Below are 16,130 nucleotides of genomic sequence, written 5' to 3' on the forward strand. Positions count from 1 at the left end.
CGGAACCCCGACGAGCGGCTGACGAGTGACTACAGCGCGCCGGGTGGGACGACCTCCACCTCGGCCCGCTCGACGGCCTCGGCCGAGTCCACCGCCCGCTTGCGCAGTCGGGGCAGCACCGCGAACCACACCAGGGCGGCCGCGCAGCCGTAGGCCGCCGCCATGGTGATGCTCATCGACAGCGGGCTCGTCCCGCTCAGCGACACCAGCGGCGCCACCAGCGGACCGATGGCGAACGCCGAGGTGCCGAGCAGCGCCGCCGCCGTCCCGGCCCGCCTGCCGTGGTCGGCCAGGGCCAGCGCGGACCCGTTGGCCTGGGTGCCGCCGGTCACCAGCATCAGCAGCGCCAGCGCGATGAGCAGCGCGACCAACCCGGCGCCCAGCAGCACCGACACGAGCATGCCCAGCGCGGCCAGCGCCGTGACGACGGTGCCGACCGAGTACATCCGCACCGGCCCCGCGCGGCGCACCACGGACCGGTTGATCAGCGCGCCGACCACGGACATGACCGCGTTGGCCGCGAAGCAGACGCTGAACAGCTGCGGGCTCATCGAGTAGCTGTCCTGCAACACGAAGCTGATCGAGGCGAGGTAGGTGAAGAACGCCGTCCCACCGCACGCGCCCGCGAGCAGGAAGCAGAGGAACAGCCGGTCCCGCAGCACCGCGCCGAACTCGTGCCCGCTGCCCCGGGCGTGCCGGTCGGCGGGTTCGAGGCTCTCCGGCAGCGCGGTCAGCGCCAGCAGGAACAGCGCGACGCCGATCCCGGCCAGCACGGCGAAGATTCCGCGCCAGCCGATCAGCGGCGCCAGCTGACCGCCGACGACCGGGGCCACGATCGGCGCGAGCGCGCCGACCGTGGTCAGCATCGCCAGCAACCGGACCAGCTCGACACCCTCGGTGAGGTCGCGGGCCACGGCCAGCGCGACCACGATCCCGGCCGACCCGGACAGCCCCTGGAAGAACCGGGCGGCCAGCAGCAGCTCGATCGACGGCGCCACCGCGCAGACCAGGGACAGCACCGCGAACAGCGCCACCCCGGCCAGCAGCGGCTTGCGCCTGCCGAACCGGTCGCTGAGCGGGCCCACCACCAGCTGCCCGAGCGCCAGCCCCAGCATGCACGCCGACATCGTCGCCTGCGCCAGGCTGTCGCTGGTGTCCAGCTCGGTGGCGAGCTCGGGCAGCGCGGGCATGTAGAGGTCCATCGAGATCGGCCCGAACATCTCCAGCAGGCCCAGCACGACGGCGACGCGGCGCAGGCTCACGAGGACCGCAGGATCCGCCGCAGCCACGACAGCCGGGTCGCCGCGGCCGCGCGGGAGACCTCGGCGTCGGGGGAGAACCCCGAGAAGCCGTGGTACCCGCCCGCCCACACGTGCAGCTCGGCCTGCCCACCGGTGGCCCAGATCCGCAGCGCGTACTCGGTCGCCTCGTCCCGGAAGGTCTCGGCGGCCCCGACGTCGATGTAGGCGGGCGGCAGGCCGGACAGGTCCACCATCCGGGTCGGCACCTGGTAGGGCGAGGCCTGGTCGGTGCCGCGCAGCGGGCCGAGGATGGCGTCCCACGCGGTGTCGTTGTTGTTGCGGTCCCAGGCGCCGATCCCGTCGTACTGCCGGGTGGACACCGTCACGTTGCGGTCGTCGAGCATCGGGCACAGCAGCCCCTGCCCGGCGATCTTGGGCCCGCCGCGGTCCCTGGCCAGCAGCGACACCCCGGCGGAGAGCCCGCCACCGGCGCTCGCCCCGGTCACCACGACCCGGTCGGTGTCGACGCCGAGCTCGTCGGCGTGCTCGGCGAGCCACACCAGGCCCGCGTAGCAGTCCTCGACCGCGGCGGGCGCGGGGTGCTCCGGTGCCAGGCGGTACTCGACCGACACACCGAGCGCGCCGAAGAGCAGCGCCTCCTCGATCAGGCCGTCGATGCCGAAGTACCGGTTGCCGAGGACCATCCCGCCGCCGTGGATGCTGTAGATCGCGGGCGCGCCCGGGGCGAGGTCGTGCGGTCGGACGATCGTCAGCACGATGTCCGGTTCGCCCGCCGGGCCGGGGACCGTGCGGTCCTCGACCGTGACCGGTCGGTCGCCGACGATGTGCTCGATCGGCGGGATGATCGTCGCGAAGTGCGCCCGGTTGGCCAGGATCGTCCCGGCCCGCAGCGGGATCTGCTCGACGAGCTCCAGGAACGCCGCCAGCCCCGGCTCCAGCTCGGGGTCGTACGGGACCGGCTTGTACTGCTCGGTGCTCATCGCGCCACCAGTCCCAGGACCCGGCGCAGCCACGAGTTGCGCGTCTGCAGCGCGGCCTGGCTGACCGGCCACTCGGGCACGTACATGTCGAAGCCGTGGAAGGCCCCGCTCCACACGTGCAGCTCGGCCTGCCCGCCGGTGGCCCAGATCCGCAGCGCGTACTGGGTGTCCTCGTCGCGGAACGGCTCGGCGCTGCCCACCTCGATGAACGCGGGCGGCAGTCCGGACAGGTCGGTGGCCCGGGTGGGCGCGGCGTACGGCGAGGCCGCGTCGGTGCCCGCCGCGTCGCCGAGCAGCGACTTCCAGCCGACCAGGTTCGACTCGCGGGTCCAGGTGCCGATGCCCCGGTACTGGTGGCTGGCCACGGTGGTGTTGGTGTCGTCGAGCATCGGGCACAGCAGCAACTGCCCGGCGAGCGCGGGGCCGCCCCGGTCGCGCGCCAGCAGCGAGACCCCGGCGGACAGGCCGCCGCCCGCGCTGCCGCCCATGATCACGACCCGGTCCGGGTCGATGCCCAGCTCGGCGGCGTTCTCGACCGTCCACACCAGACCGGCGTAGCAGTCCTCGACCGGGGCCGGGTGCGGGTGCTCGGGGGCCAGCCGGTACTCGACGTTGACCGCGACCACGCCCAGCTCCAGGACCAGGGCGAGCAGCCGCCCGACGTCCATGTTGCGGTGGCCGATCATCATGCCGCCGCCGTGGATGTTGTAGAGCCCGGGCACCGGCCCGGTCAGCCCGCGCGGGCTGATGACGGTGACCTCCAGGTCGGGCGCGCCGTCCGGACCGGGGATGGTCCGCTCGACGACGTCGACCGGTGCGTCGCCGACCGCCTCGGCGGCCGGGGCGAACATCGCGGCCATGCCCTGGCGGATCGCCGGGATCGTGTCGGGGTGCAACTGTGGGGCGTCCGGCGGCACCAGGTGCGCCAGCGCGGGTTCGATCTCGGGGTCGAACGGCACCGGTGGGTGGGTCACGACAGGCTCCTCGCTCGTGGGGTGGGGGTTCACGGCCCCGCCGGGTCGACCACGTCGCGGTCGGCCCAGAACGGGTCGACCAGCGCGCGCAGCTCCTCGGGCCCGACCCGCTCGACCAGCTCGACGGCGGCGAGGTTGTCCTCGAGCTGGTCGAGCCGGGTCGCGCCGAACAGGGTGGTGAGGTTGGCCGGGTGGGTCAGGGTGAAGGCGACGGCGAGGCGCGCCGGGCTGGTGCCCAGCCGCTCGGCGACCGCGGCGACCCCGGCGGCGTGCCGCTTGATCGCCTCCCGGACGCCGCCCGGGTCGCGGCCGAGCTCGCGGGTCAGGCCGGTGCCGCCCGCCAGGATGCCGCCCTCGAGCACGTCGGAGGACTGCAGGGCGAACCCGTCGGCGAACAGCGCGCCGAACGGCTCGCCGTCGGCGATGGACCGGCGGCCGATGCTGTACTTCAGCTGCGCGAGCCGCGGGCCGTCGACCCCGCGCTCGGCGGCGATCTCCTGGAGGCGGCGGATGTTCGCCGCGGACCAGTTGTTGACGCCCCAGGCCCGGATCAGCCCGGCGCGGGTGAGCCCGGCGAGGTCCTCGACCAGGTCCTCCAGCACGATGTCATCGCGCCGGATGTCACCGAGGATCACCAGATCGGCGACGTCGAAACCGCCGCGCAGGAACGCGTTCTCCAGCTGCGGGCGGAACCCGTCGTCGTCGAAGCCCTCGAGCCACAGCTTCGCCGAGACGAGGTACTCCGCGCGCGGGATTCCGGCGGCCCGGATGGCCGCGTTCCAGATCACGTCGGTGAACGCGGGCTCCATGCCGGGCACGCTGTAGACGCCGACGTCGAACAGGTTGACCCCGGCGGACACGGCCGTGCGGATCATCGTGACGGTGTCGGCGAAGTCCATCCGGTCGTAGGTGTGCCAGGAGCCCAGGGACAGCGGCGAGACGTCGAGCTCGGTGGTGCCGAGGCGGCGCCGGGGCAGGGGAGACGAGGCGGACACGGTTCTCTCCTAGTGCTGGGGGCTGGTCGGGGTGCCGGGGCGGGGCTGCTCAGGCCAGGCGGGGGTCGATGACGGCCTTGACCTCGTCGAGCCGGTGCATCGCGGCGATCCGCTCGGAGGCGCCCGCGAGCCCGACCGGCGTGCCGAACAGCCGGTCCCACGGCATCCGGGCGCCGAACGCGCCGAAGAACTCGATCGCGTTGTGGTAGTCGGCGATGTCGCCGTTGAGCGAGCCGTGCACGGTCAGCTCCTTGCCCATGATCGTGCCCAGCGGCAGCGGCGCGGAGTTCGGGCCGGTGCTGCCGACGATCACGACGTGGCCGCGCTGCGCGGCCATCGCCACCGCCTCGGTGCCGACCGAGGGCGCCCCGGCGAAGTCGAGCACCAGGTCGGCGCCGTGCCCGCCGGTGAGCTCGCGGACCCGCTCGACGATGCCGTCGGAGCCCAGCGCGATGTCGACGGTGGCGTCGGCGCCGAACTCGCCCGCGAGGGTGAGCCGGGACTCCGGCGCGCCGACGGTGATGACCTTGGCGGCACCGGAGATGTGCGCGACGGCGGTGGCGAAGACGCCCAGGGCGCCGGAGCCCTGGACCACGACCCGCTTGCCGGTCAGGCCGCCGACGTAGGAGAACGCGCGCAGCACGGTCTTGGCCGCGCAGCCCGCCATCGCGGCCCAGGTGCTCGGCACCTCTTCGGGCAGCAGCAGCTTGGCCGCGCGCGGCACGACGTAGGCGTACTCGCTCAGGCCCGCGGTCGCGTACGGGGGGACGTCCGAGCGCTGCAAGAAGCCGTAGCCGCGGCGGGAGCAGGCGACGGGTTCGCGCAGCACGACGCAGCCGTAGCACTCACCGCAGGTCGACTCCGACCAGCCGATCCGGGCGCCGACGGCGATGTCGCGGCCGAGCGCGTCGCGGGTGTCGGGGCCGACCGCGACGACGTCGCCGACCATCTCGTGGCCCAGCACCATCGGCAGCATGCCGGGGAAGCTCATCTTCCCGGACCAGATCTCCACGTCGGTGCCGCAGAGCGTGGCGCAGGAGACGCGCACGAGCGCCGCGCCCGGGGCCACCTCGGCGGGCAGCGGGAGCTCGGTGAGGTGCAGCGGCTGGCCGTGCTCGGTCAGCACCGCCGCCCGGGTGGAGGTCGGGACGGTCATCGGACTCCTTGCGGTGGCGGGAGGTGGGGGTCGAGCGAGTCTTTAGTCTACGTCTGTCGATTAAAATGTCGAGACCCCGCTCACGTCGGACCGCGGGGGCCGCGGGTGGGGGTCCGCGCAGGGGGCACCGCCGCCGCGGCCGGGGGCTCGACACCGGCCCGAGACGGGGTGTGTATACGAGCGTAGAAAATAAACCCCCTGGACCGCAAGGGGAACCGTTGGTGACCGCCCGGGTAACGGCTCTCTATCGACCCGTTGATTTTTTCGCCAACGAACGTAGACTATCCCGCATCACGGTGAGCCAGGTCTCACTTCTTGATCTCCACGCTCCGGCGAGGACCCGCCCGCGGCAGCGGTGCGCGCCTCCCCACCAGCTGTTCACCACCGAGAGAAGGACCCGATGACGAGAACACGGACATCGGCACTGGTAGCGATAGCCGCCGTAGCCGCCATCACGCTCGCCGCCTGTACCAGCGCGGGCGGCAGCAGCCCGGGTGCAGGCGGTGGCACCGCCGCCGGGGACATCTCCGAGCTCAAGGCCGGGGTGTTCCTGGACGTGACGTCCTGGGACCCGGCCGCCGCCGACATCGGGTTCGACGGCCCGTACCTCTCGGCCGTGTACGACCCGCTGGTCGCGTTGGACAAGGACGCCAAACCGGTGCCCGCGCTGGCCACGTCCTGGGAGTGGTCGGCCGACCGGCTCACCCTGACCGCCGAGCTGCGCAAGGGCGTCACCTTCGACGACGGGCAGAAGTTCGACGCCGCCGCCGCGGTCGCGAACCTGCAGCACCTCAAGACCGGGGTGCGCTCCGGCCAGGCCTACCTCAACGTCTCGGGCTTCACCGCCAAGGACGAGGACACCCTCGAGATCAAACTGTCCAAACGGGACGACTCGCTGCTCTACTTCATGGGCCTGGGCCGCAGTTGGATGGCCTCGCCCGCCGCGATCGCGGCCAACTCGCTGACCGCGGGCCCGGTCGGCTCCGGCCCGTACACCTTCGACAAGGCCAACTCCGCGCCGCAGTCGCAGTACGTGTTCACCAAGAAGGCGAACCACTGGGACAGCGCGACCTACCCGTTCCCCACGGTGAAGCTGTTCCCGATCACCGACCAGACCGCGAGCTTCAACGCGATGCTCTCCGGTCAGCTCAACGTCCAGTTCGCCAACGCCGCGAACCTGCCCAAGGCCAAGGACAACGGCTGGAACATCGCGTCCAAGCCGTCCTCGTGGGTCGGCGTGCAGTTCGCCGACCGCACCGGCACCCAGGTCAAGGCCCTCGGTGACCAGCGCGTCCGGCAGGCGATCAGCTACGCCTTCGACTCCGCGGGCATCCTCAAGGCGGTCGGCAACGGCTCGGGCACCGCGACCAACCAGCTCTGGCCGGTCGACGGCACCGTCTACGACAAGTCGATGGACGGCAAGTACGCCACCAACATGGCCAAGGCCAAGCAGCTGCTCGCCGACGCCGGGTACCCGGGCGGCTTCACCGTCAAGATGCCGATGTCGCCGATCTTCGCCGCCTGGCAGCCCGCCGCCAACCAGACCTTCGGCGAGCTGGGCATCAAGGTGGAGTGGCAGGACATGGCCATGCCCGACTACCAGAAGAACGCGCCGACCTACCCGATGTTCCTCGCGGTGATCGCCATGAGCGGCAACGACATGGCCACGCTCTCCGACCAGGTCACCACCGCCCAGTGGTACAACCCGAACCCGGCGGTCGACGCCTTCCCGGAGGTCAAGGCCCTGGTCGGGCAGGCCGAGCAGGCCGAGCCCGGCGCGGCGCAGACCGCGGTGCTCAAGCAGCTCAACGCCAAGCTGGTCGACCTGGCCTGGTGGAGCGTCTGGTACCAGGCCGACAACACCTACTTCAGCGTCAAGGGCATCACGGTGACCCCGATCACCGGGATGATGTTCCCGACCCTGCGGTTCATCCAGCGCGGCTGACGCGCCCGTGCCCGGCAGGTCCGTCCACTTCGGACGGACCTGCCGGTGAGGAGCCGAGACAATGCTGTCCTTCATCGCCAAGCGCCTGCTCTCCGGCGTGCTGCTGCTCGTGCTGGTCACGACCGGCACCTTCTTCCTGGCCCACCTGGCCATCGGGGACCCGACCCCCGGGCTGCTGGGCAACAGCGCCACCCCCGCGCAGCAGGACGCGCTGCGCGCCAAGATCGGGTTCGACCGACCGCTGCTGGTCCAGTTCTGGGACTGGATCTCGCACGCCGCCACCGGCGACTTCGGCAGCTCGTGGCGCAACTTCCAACCGGTCGGCGACCAGCTCGTGCTGCGCGTGCCGGTGACGCTGTCGGTGGTGGTCTTCGCGACGCTGCTCTCCGCGGTCATCGGCGTGGCCGTGGGCATCCTGTGCGGGCTGCGGCCCGGCGGCGTGCTCGACCGGGTCCTCAAGCTCGCCTCGGTGGTGCTCTTCGCGCTGCCCGGGTTCTGGGTCAGCCTGGTGCTGGTCACCTGGTTCGCCCTGGACCTGCGGTGGTTCCCGGCGATCGGGTACGTCTCGCCGGACCAGTCGGTCAGCGGCTGGCTCGAGTCGATCACGCTGCCGTCGGTGTCGCTGGCGCTCGGCGCGATCGTGATGGTCGCCGAGCAGCTGCGCAACGGCTTCCTCCAGGTCAACAACCAGGACTTCGTGCGCACGCTGCGCGCCCGCGGCCTGTCCAAGCGGCGGGTCACCGCGCACGTGCTGCGCAACGCCTCGCCCGCGGCGCTGACCGTGCTCGCGCTGATGTTCGTCGGCCTGCTCGGCGGCGCCATCGTCGTCGAGATCGTGTTCAACCTGCCCGGTATCGGCAGCCTGACCCAGTCGGCCTCGCAGATCGGGGACATCCCGGTGCTGCTCGGCCTGACCGCCGTCACCGTGGTGTTCGTCGTCCTCGTCAACTTCCTGCTCGACCTCGTGCTCGGGTGGGTCAACCCGAAGGTGCGCGAACGATGACCGCAGTCCCGTTCCCCGCCGCGCTGGCGCCCGTCAAACGGATCTCGCTCGGGCGCCGCTACCTGCGCCGCCCGCTCGGCGTGGTCGCGCTCGCGCTGCTGCTGGTCGTGGTCGCCGCGGCGGTCCTGGCGCCGTGGCTCGCGCCGTTCGACCCCAACCACGTCGACTTCACCCTCACCCACGCCGAACCCGGCGGCGGCCACCTCCTCGGCGGCGACTCCGCGGGCCGCGACATCCTCAGCAGGTTGCTGCACGGTGCGCGGACCACGCTCTACGGCGCGGTCATCACCTGTGTGTCCGGCCTGCTGCTGGGCGTCCCGGCCGGGGTGTGCGCGGGCTACTTCGGCGGGGTCACCGACCGGCTGGCCTCCTGGGTCAGCGACGCCCTGCAGTCTGTCCCGGGCATGATCGTGCTGCTGGTCGTCGCCGCGGGCACCGGCCAGTCCTTCCCGGTCCTGATGGTCGCGCTGGGCGTCTTCCTGGCCCCCGGCTACTACCGGATCACCCGGGCGCGGGCGCTGGCCGTGCGCAAGGAGCCCTACATCGACGCCGCCCGGGTCGCGGGCGTGACCAACCCGCGCATCCTGCGCACGCACATGCTGCGCGCGGTCTACGCCCCGATCGTCGTGCAGACGGCGCTGACCGCCGGGATCGCCATCGGCATGCAGGCGGGCCTGCAGTTCCTCGGCATCGGCTCGGCGTCCACGCCGAGCTGGGGCCAGATGATGAACGACGGCTTCCAGAACATGCTGACCTACCCGCTGATCCTGCTGTGGCCCTCGATCGCGCTGGGCATCACCATCGCCGCGCTGGCGTTCATCGGGTCGACCCTGGCCGACCTGATCAGCATCCGCGCGGAGCAGCCCTCCCGGCGCGCCCGGGCCCGCGTGCGCCAGGAGCTCACCGCGCCCGCCGCCACCGAGCTGTCCAACCGGCTGCCGAGCGGCGAGCACGAGCACTCGGCCGAGGACTGCGCCCTGCGCATCGACAACCTCCGCGTCGGTTACGCCTCCCCGTCCGGGGTGAAGGAGGTCGTCCGGGGCGTGTCCCTGGACGCGGCTCCGGGCGAGGTGCTCGGCATCGTGGGCGAGTCCGGGTCCGGCAAGACGCAGACCATGTTCGCCGTCCTCGACCTGCTGCCCTCGGGCGGCACCGCGGTCGCCGACGGCATCCGGGTCAGCGGTCGCGAGGTCAGCGGTCTCTCCGCGGCCGAGCGCGCCGCGCTGCTCGGCCGGTCGATCGGCTACGTCCCGCAGGAGCCGCTGAGCAACCTCGACCCGTGCTACACGATCGAGCGCCAGCTGGTCGAACCGCTGCGGCACGTGCACGGCCTGTCGAAGGCCGACGCCCGCCAACGCGCGCGCGACGTCCTGGTCCGGGTGGGCCTCACCGACCCCGACCGCGTCCTGGCGTCCTACCCGCACCAGATCTCCGGCGGCATGGCCCAGCGCGTGCTCATCGCGGGCGCGGTGGCCGGTCGGCCGTCGCTGCTGGTCGCCGACGAGCCGACGACCGCGCTCGACGTCACCGTGCAGGCCGAGGTGCTCGAGCTGCTGCGCGAGCTGCAGCAGGAGTACGGCATGACGCTGGTGATCGTGACGCACAACTTCGGCGTCGTCGCCGACATCTGCGACCGGGTCGTGGTGATGAAGGACGGCCGGATCGTCGAGACCGGCCGGGTGGAGCAGATCTTCCGGCACCCGGCCGACCCCTACACCGCCGAGCTGATCAGCGCCTCCCTCGACGACGTCGCGGGGCGGCACGAACTGGACCAGGCCTGGGCGCGCGAGTCACCCGCCGCCCTGGACCGCAGCGCCGCGCACGTCGGCGGAGAGGACGACGCACGATGAACGCCGCCAACGACAGCGCTGGTACCGCAGGCACGGACACCGCACCGCTGCTCTCCGTGCAGGACCTGGTGGTCGACTACCGACTGGCCCGCAAGGTCCGTTTCCGCGCCCTGAAAGGGGTTTCGCTGACGGTCGGACCGGGGGAGTGCGTCGGGCTGGTCGGCGAGAGCGGGTCGGGCAAGTCCACGCTCGGCCGGGCCCTGCTCGGGCTCGCGCCGGTCGAGTCCGGCCGGATCACCTTCGACGGCGAGGACATCACGCACGCCCGCGGTGCCGCGCGCCGCCGCCTGGCCAACGACATCCAGGTCGTCTTCCAGGACCCGTACGGCTCGCTCGACCCCACCATGACCGTCGGCGAGGTCCTCGCCGAACCGCTGGAGGTGGCCGGGACCACCCGCGCCCAGGCGCGCGCGGTGGTCGCCGAGATGCTCGACCGGGTGCGGCTGCCCACCGACTCCGTGCACCGCTACCCGAGCGAGTTCTCCGGCGGGCAGCGGCAGCGGATCGCGATCGCGCGGGCGCTGGTCCGGATGCCCCGGCTGATCGTCTGCGACGAGCCGGTGAGCGCGCTCGACCTGACCACCCAGGCGACGATCCTGGACCTGTTCATCGACCTGCAGCGCGAGACCGGGGTGTCCTACCTGTTCGTCTCGCACGACCTCGGCGTCGTGCGGCGGATCTGCCACCGCGTCTCGGTCATGTACCAGGGCGAGATCGTCGAGTCCGGGCACACCCGCTCGGTCACCGAGGAGCCCGCCCACCCCTACACCCGACGCCTGCTGCTGGCCTCGCCCGTCGCCGACCCGGCGCGCCAGGCCGACCGCCGGGCCGCCTGGCTCGGCCTGCGGGAGTCGGCGTGACCCACCTGCATTGGAGGCCGCCGTGCCCAAGGTCATCGACCACGAGCAGCGGCGCCGGGAGATCGTCGAGGTCGCCAAGCGGCTGATCGCCGAGGGCGGGTTCGAGGCGGCCACGATGCGCAGCATCGTCACCGCGGCGGGCTTCGCCAACGGCGCGCTCAAGCACTACTTCGCGGGCAAGGACGGCATCATCGCCGCGACCTTCGAGAGCGTCCTGGACGAGACCGCGCGGCGGATGTCCGAACTGGACCCGGACGTGGGCCCGGTGGCGGCGCTGCGCGGTTTCGTCGAGGCGGCCATGCCGCTGGAGCCGGACCGGATCAGCTCGGCCAGGGTGCTGCTGGTGCTCTGGGGCCACTCGGTCACCAACCCGGACCTGGCCCGGCAGTACCGCGACCTGCTCACCATCTGGCGGGGGGAGCTGACCAGGCGGATCGGCGCGGTCTGGGACCGCGGCGAGCCGCCCGCCGCCGGGCTGCTCGCCGACGAGATCATCTCGGTCACCATCGGCGCCAACGTGGCCAGCCTGATGCACCCGGTGGGCGCGCTGGTGCAGCGCTACCGCGACTACGTCGAGGCGCTGATGGGCCGGATCGCGGGCTGACCCCTGGAACCGCAACGGGTTTTCGTCTACGCTCGTAGAATGATCGATGCTCCCGCGCTCCCGACCACCCGCACCCGGCCCGCCGCCGAGGTGACCGGCCCGCCCGTCGTGCTCGTCCACGGCTTCGTCACCGGGGGTGCCGTGGACTTCCCCGCCGAGCGCTGGGCCGAGCCGCTGGCCGCGGCAGGCCGCGAGGCCGTCGTGGTGCACCTGCCCGGGCACCCGGGCGGCCCGGCCGTCGGCTCGGCCGACGAGGTGGGCACCGCGCACCTGCTCCGCAGGCTCGCGGCCGGGATCGCCGCCGAGGGTTCCGGGGAGGTCGACGTGATCGGCTACTCGCTCGGCGCCCGGCTCGCCTGGGACCTCGCCGCCACCGGGGTGCTCCCGGTGCGCAGGCTGGTGCTCGGCGGCCTGAGCCCGATGGAGCCGTTCGCCGCGGTCGACCTCGCGGCGGCCCGCGCCGCGGTCCGCGGTGGACCCGCGCCCGCGGACCCGCTCACCGGCATGATCACCGGCATGGTGTCCGGCCCGGACCGCGACGCCGACTCGCTGCTGCTGGTCGTCGAGGGGCTGGCCCGGGAGCCGTTCGACCCGACGGCCCGCGTTCCCCAGGTGCCGACGCTGTTCCTCGCCGGCCTGGACGACCCGATGTCCCAGGGCGTCGACCAGCTCGTCGCGGGTGTGCCCGGGGCCCGCCTGCAGCGGGTCCCCGGTGACCACTTCGGCGCGCTGGCGGGCGACGAGCTGCGCGCCGCCGCCTTCGAGTTCCTCGGCGTCTGAGCCGTGACGGTGTCACGGGCGCCGCGGCGCCCGTGGGCCGGTCAGTCCCACCAGAACACCCACGAGTGGTCGCCGAGCAGGCGCTGGGCGTAGGTCGAGAGCGTCTGGGGTGCCTCGCCCTGCCAGACGTTGTCCGGGCAGAACGCGAAGTGCTCGGCCGCCACGGCCAGCGCCTGGGCCTCGGTGGTGGGCGGCGCGGAGACGCTGAGCAGCAGGGTGTCGAACCCGAGGCCGACGACGCGGGCACCGAACCGGTTCTCCCAGTCGCGCAGCACCGCGGCCACCTCGCCGGTGTCGTTGGTGTGGTTCATCGGCCCGGTCCAGCCCGCCACCGCCAGCGCGTCGGCGCCCCGTTCCGCCGCGACCAGGCCCAGGCGCATCGACGCGTGCCCGGCGAGCAGCTGCTCGGCGAGGTCGTCGGCGGTGAGGTCGGGCGCGGTGCGCCCAGTCAGCGGGCGGGCGAGCCCGGGCCACTCGCGGCCGAAGGGGGCGGTGACGGCGAGCCGCTCGGCGGCGGAGAGGTCGTCCTCCTCGTCCCCGGTGGTGTGCGCGGCCCACCATCCCGCGAGCAGCGCGCCCGGCTCGTGCCCGGCGGGAGCGGACATGTCACCGGGCAGCACCTCGCCGTTGCCCCACGGGCGGTACTCCGGGTCCTCGTCGTCGAGCGCGTCGAGCAGCAGCGGCCACAGCCCGGACCTGGTGTGCTCGGCCCGCAGCCGGGCCCACAGGCCCGCGGCGGCGGGCTGGTCGCTGAGCCAGAACGCGGGCCTGCCGCCGTTGTCCTCTTCGGGCTGCACGAGCCTGCCGGGCGGCAGCGGAACCGACAGGGTCCGGCCGTTGGCGGTGGTGCCGGGGAACAGGTCCCGCAGTTCGGTGGGGAGCGGTGCGTCGGAGATCACGGTCGGATCGTAGGCGGTGCGCCCGACGGTCGGCGGCGCGTTGATCGCACCGGTACCGGGTCCGCGGCGATCATCCGGGGAACCTTGGGCGAACAGCTCGCGAACACCCTTCGTCGCGGTGCCCGGGGCGGCCGTCCGGGACAACGCGTGACCTGATGATCACGCTAGCCTCCGACCTGCGGAACACCGAACTGTCGAATATCCGCCACACGGGCGCGCGCGGCACGGCACCCGGCGGGGAAAGCGGAACCTCATGTCCACGGAGTCACAGGTGTCCACGGAGCAGGCGACCGACGCGGCGACCCCGGACGCGGCCACCTCGGACGCGGCCACCTCGGACGCGGCCGCACCCGGCGCGGCCGCCTCGCCGGAAGCCCCGCCCGAGCCGTCCCCGGGTGAGCTCGCCATCGAGGCGGCCCTGAAGGCGGTGGGCGCCATCCCGGCCACCTCCGACGCCGCCACCGGGGACTCCGAGGACTCCGGCAGCACCGACGTGGCCGCGCCCGCCGCCGCGCTCGAGGCGCCGCGGCGGGTGCGCAAGCCGATGATCGTGACCGCGGTGGTCGTGGGCCTCGCGCTGGTCGCCACGCCGCTGGTGCTGTCCCGGCTGAACGACGACCCCGAGGCGAGCGGGGCGCCCACCGCGGCCGGCTACCCGCAGGACCCCTCGGCGGGCGCCGGATCCGTGCCCGCTCCGGCAGGCGGCCCGATCGACCAGCCCACGCCCGCCGCGCAGTCCGCGGGTGTCGCCCCGGTCGCGGGCGCGGTGCCGGGCCCGGGCTCCCAGGTCAACCCGGCCCCGGTCGCCCCGCAGGCCGGACGGCCCGCGCAGAGCGGCGCCCCGGCCCCGGTCGTGCCGCCGGTGAACCCCCCGGCCACGCCGCGCCAGGCGGCCGGTCCGACCTACGAGGCGACCGCGGGTCCCGGTTGCGGCGGCACCACCGGGTACTCCAGCGTCGGGTCCTTCCGCAGTGGCAAGGAGGGCTGGGTCGACCACGGCGGCGGCTGCGGCGCGGCGTACGTGTCGGTCCCGATGTCCGGCTGGCCGGACAAGGACGACGACAGCGCGTACGGCCTGTGGACGTTCAACACCGGCCCGGTGACCACCGGCACCTGCGCCGTGTCGGTGTACGTGCCCGCGGGCGACCTCGTCGACGTCGGCGGCGACCCCACGTCCTACCGCGTGCACGACCGCTTCGACGTCGGCAAGGGCGGCGAGGTCGGCGCGTTCGAGGTCAAGCAGGTGGCCCGGCGCGGCCAGTGGGTGGAGGCGGGCACCTTCCGCATCGGCGGCGCCAAGCTCGCCGTGAAGCTGCTCTCCCGCGGCAAGGACTGGTCGGACTCGGGGAGCAAGACCTACGCGCACCACGCCGCCGCCGCGGTGAAGGTCAAGTGCCAGGCCTGATCCAGGTATTCAGTCCGTTGTAGACAGAGTTGGTGCGGGGTGGTCGAAGTGGACATAGCCGCGTTCCTGGTGGCGGCCGAGGAGCTGTTGGCCATCCGGTCGACGGCCGATCGGCCCGCCGAGCTGCACCGCGCGCTGGACCTCGTGCTCGACGCCGTCGGCCCGGGGTTCACCGTGGAGCGCTTCGACTCCAACGGCAAACCGAGCGCGTTGCTCTACCCCGGCAACGGTTCCAGACCGCGGTTCCGCGCGATCCTCAACGGACACCTAGACGTCGTGCCCGCCCCGCCAGAGCAGTTCCGGCCCCGCCGCGAGGGCGACCGGCTCTACGCACGGGGCGCGCAGGACATGAAGCTCTCGGCCCTGGCGCAGGCATTGGCGTTCCGCGAGGTCGCCCGCGACCTGCCGGTCCCGGTGGCGTTGCAGCTGGTCACCGACGAGGAGATCGGCGGCCACGACGGCACCGCCCACCAGCTCGAGCAGGGCGTGACGGCCGACTTCGTCGTCATCGGCGAGCACAGCGCCCTGCGCCTGGTGGTCGAGTCCAAGGGGCTGCTCACGGCCCGGCTGCGCGCCCACGGCCGTGGTGCGCACAGCGCCTACCAGTGGCTGGGCGACAACGCCGTCCTCAAACTGATGCGCGCGGTCGACCGGGTGCTGGCGGCGTACCCGGTCGCCACCGAGGAGGCGTGGCGCACCACGGTCAACGTCGCCAGGATCGAGACCGCGCCCGGCTCGGTCAACCAGGTCCCCGCCGAGGCGACAGCCTGGCTGGACATCCGCTTCCCACCGGGCGACACGGACTTCGCCGACCGCACTCCCGAGGAGGTGGCCGCCCACCTGGGCGCCCTATGCCCACCGGAGGTGTCGGTCGAGGTCGACCGCGTCGAACCCCCGCACCAGGCGGACCCGGCCTCCCCGGACGTCGCAGCCCTGCGCGAAGCCGCCCAAGCCCAGGGCTACTCCGGCGACCTCCTCCGCAAATACGGCGCCGCGGACTCCCGCCATTACCACCAGCGCGGCATCGACGCCGTCATCTTCGGCATCGGCGGCGACGGCCAACACGGCCCCGACGAATACGCCGACCTCACCACCGTCCGGCCCTACCACCAAGCCCTCGTCCACTTCCTCGCCAGCCTGACCTAGGTCGTGTCTTCAAAGCCGGAGAAGCAGGGTGGCCAGGTCGATCTGTCCTCGGTAGGAGGTGGTGGTCTTGTCGAAGCGGGTGGCGATGGCGCGGAACTGCTTGAGGCGGTTGAAGCAGCGTTCGACGATATCGCGGCGTCGGTAGGCGACACGGTCGAAGGCCGGTGGGCGGCCACCGGCCCGGCCGCGGCGCAGCCGGTTGGCTTGCCGGTCCCGGCGTTCGGGAATCGTCGCCGGGATGTGCCCTCGGCGCAGGTAGGAACAGATGGCG

14 protein-coding genes and 1 pseudogene are annotated in these 16,130 nt (G+C 73.0%); 8 read left to right on the top strand and 7 right to left on the bottom strand.

The features are described from left to right. Window positions 1-29: 29 nt before the first annotated feature. From QSK30_RS30285 to QSK30_RS30305, 5 genes are read right to left on the bottom strand one after another with little or no spacing between them, the layout of a single operon-like run. Window positions 30-1,262: a multidrug effflux MFS transporter gene (locus QSK30_RS30285; protein ID WP_285508081.1), complete on the bottom strand. Its 1,233-nt coding sequence runs from the start codon at window positions 1,260-1,262 to the stop codon at window positions 30-32. Then, the gene (locus tag QSK30_RS30290; protein ID WP_285508084.1) at window positions 1,259-2,242 is read right to left on the bottom strand and encodes an alpha/beta hydrolase; all 984 of its coding nucleotides are present in this window, start codon (window positions 2,240-2,242) and stop codon (window positions 1,259-1,261) included. Before QSK30_RS30290 ends, QSK30_RS30285 begins: the two co-directional genes overlap by 4 nt. Next, complete coding sequence (locus tag QSK30_RS30295; protein ID WP_285508086.1) at window positions 2,239-3,216, bottom strand: alpha/beta hydrolase; 978 nt, start codon at window positions 3,214-3,216, stop codon at window positions 2,239-2,241. The genes QSK30_RS30290 and QSK30_RS30295 overlap by 4 nt, the downstream gene beginning before the upstream one ends. A gap of 29 nt (window positions 3,217-3,245) precedes the next feature. Further along, window positions 3,246-4,211, bottom strand: coding sequence for an aldo/keto reductase (locus QSK30_RS30300; RefSeq protein ID WP_285508088.1), 966 nt, complete (start codon window positions 4,209-4,211; stop codon window positions 3,246-3,248). Window positions 4,212-4,260: 49 nt separating this feature from the next. Continuing rightward, window positions 4,261-5,367, bottom strand: coding sequence for a zinc-binding dehydrogenase (locus QSK30_RS30305; protein ID WP_285508090.1), 1,107 nt, complete (start codon window positions 5,365-5,367; stop codon window positions 4,261-4,263). Between the two features lie 400 nt (window positions 5,368-5,767). Here QSK30_RS30305 and QSK30_RS30310 point away from each other — a divergent pair, with 400 nt between their 5' ends. From QSK30_RS30310 to QSK30_RS30335, 6 genes are all read left to right on the top strand, one after another. Beyond that, a complete protein-coding gene (locus tag QSK30_RS30310; protein ID WP_285508092.1) occupies window positions 5,768-7,312 on the top strand; it encodes an ABC transporter substrate-binding protein in 1,545 nt (514 codons plus the stop codon). Between the two features lie 61 nt (window positions 7,313-7,373). Further along, window positions 7,374-8,315, top strand: coding sequence for an ABC transporter permease (locus QSK30_RS30315; RefSeq protein ID WP_285508095.1), 942 nt, complete (start codon window positions 7,374-7,376; stop codon window positions 8,313-8,315). Next, window positions 8,312-10,165, top strand: coding sequence for a dipeptide/oligopeptide/nickel ABC transporter permease/ATP-binding protein (locus tag QSK30_RS30320; protein WP_285508097.1), 1,854 nt, complete (start codon window positions 8,312-8,314; stop codon window positions 10,163-10,165). The genes QSK30_RS30315 and QSK30_RS30320 overlap by 4 nt, the downstream gene beginning before the upstream one ends. Then, entirely contained in the window at window positions 10,162-11,025 is an 864-nt protein-coding gene (locus tag QSK30_RS30325) for an ABC transporter ATP-binding protein (protein ID WP_285508098.1), read from the top strand. Before QSK30_RS30320 ends, QSK30_RS30325 begins: the two co-directional genes overlap by 4 nt. Before the next feature lie 22 nt (window positions 11,026-11,047). After that, window positions 11,048-11,629 carry a TetR/AcrR family transcriptional regulator gene (locus tag QSK30_RS30330; protein WP_285508099.1) on the top strand — a complete coding sequence of 194 codons (582 nt, stop codon included), beginning with the start codon at window positions 11,048-11,050 and terminating at the stop codon, window positions 11,627-11,629. A gap of 39 nt (window positions 11,630-11,668) precedes the next feature. After that, window positions 11,669-12,409 carry an alpha/beta fold hydrolase gene (locus QSK30_RS30335; protein ID WP_285508100.1) on the top strand — a complete coding sequence of 247 codons (741 nt, stop codon included), beginning with the start codon at window positions 11,669-11,671 and terminating at the stop codon, window positions 12,407-12,409. A gap of 41 nt (window positions 12,410-12,450) precedes the next feature. Here QSK30_RS30335 and QSK30_RS30340 read toward each other — a convergent pair whose 3' ends face one another. Further along, window positions 12,451-13,308, bottom strand: coding sequence for a DUF4253 domain-containing protein (locus tag QSK30_RS30340; RefSeq protein WP_285508101.1), 858 nt, complete (start codon window positions 13,306-13,308; stop codon window positions 12,451-12,453). Window positions 13,309-13,579: 271 nt separating this feature from the next. On the opposite strand from QSK30_RS30340, the gene QSK30_RS30345 reads away from it, so the two are divergent. Next, window positions 13,580-14,713 (top strand): hypothetical protein, encoded by a 1,134-nt coding sequence (locus tag QSK30_RS30345; protein ID WP_285508103.1) that lies wholly within the window; start codon window positions 13,580-13,582, stop codon window positions 14,711-14,713. Between the two features lie 48 nt (window positions 14,714-14,761). After that, entirely contained in the window at window positions 14,762-15,859 is a 1,098-nt protein-coding gene (locus QSK30_RS30350; RefSeq protein WP_285508105.1) for a M20 family metallopeptidase, read from the top strand. A gap of 9 nt (window positions 15,860-15,868) precedes the next feature. On the opposite strand, the pseudogene QSK30_RS30355 reads toward QSK30_RS30350, so the two are convergent. After that, window positions 15,869-16,130: pseudogene (locus QSK30_RS30355) on the bottom strand (IS5/IS1182 family transposase); the annotation flags it as partial.

It is taken from the genome of Actinokineospora sp. NBRC 105648 (assembly GCF_030269645.1).
Classification (GTDB): Bacteria; Actinomycetota; Actinomycetes; order Mycobacteriales; family Pseudonocardiaceae; genus Actinokineospora.

Bases quoted from the DNA above. Each gene is read 5' to 3' on its own strand.
- QSK30_RS30325 (WP_285508098.1), top strand. From the start codon at position 10,162: ATGAACGCCGCCAACGACAGCGCTGGTACCGCAGGCACGGACACCGCA.
- QSK30_RS30310 (WP_285508092.1), top strand. From the start codon at position 5,768: ATGACGAGAACACGGACATCGGCACTGGTAGCGATAGCCGCCGTAGCC.
- QSK30_RS30290 (WP_285508084.1), bottom strand. From the start codon at position 2,242: ATGAGCACCGAGCAGTACAAGCCGGTCCCGTACGACCCCGAGCTGGAG.
- QSK30_RS30335 (WP_285508100.1), top strand. From the start codon at position 11,669: ATGATCGATGCTCCCGCGCTCCCGACCACCCGCACCCGGCCCGCCGCC.
- QSK30_RS30315 (WP_285508095.1), top strand. From the start codon at position 7,374: ATGCTGTCCTTCATCGCCAAGCGCCTGCTCTCCGGCGTGCTGCTGCTC.
- QSK30_RS30320 (WP_285508097.1), top strand. From the start codon at position 8,312: ATGACCGCAGTCCCGTTCCCCGCCGCGCTGGCGCCCGTCAAACGGATC.
- QSK30_RS30305 (WP_285508090.1), bottom strand. From the start codon at position 5,367: ATGACCGTCCCGACCTCCACCCGGGCGGCGGTGCTGACCGAGCACGGC.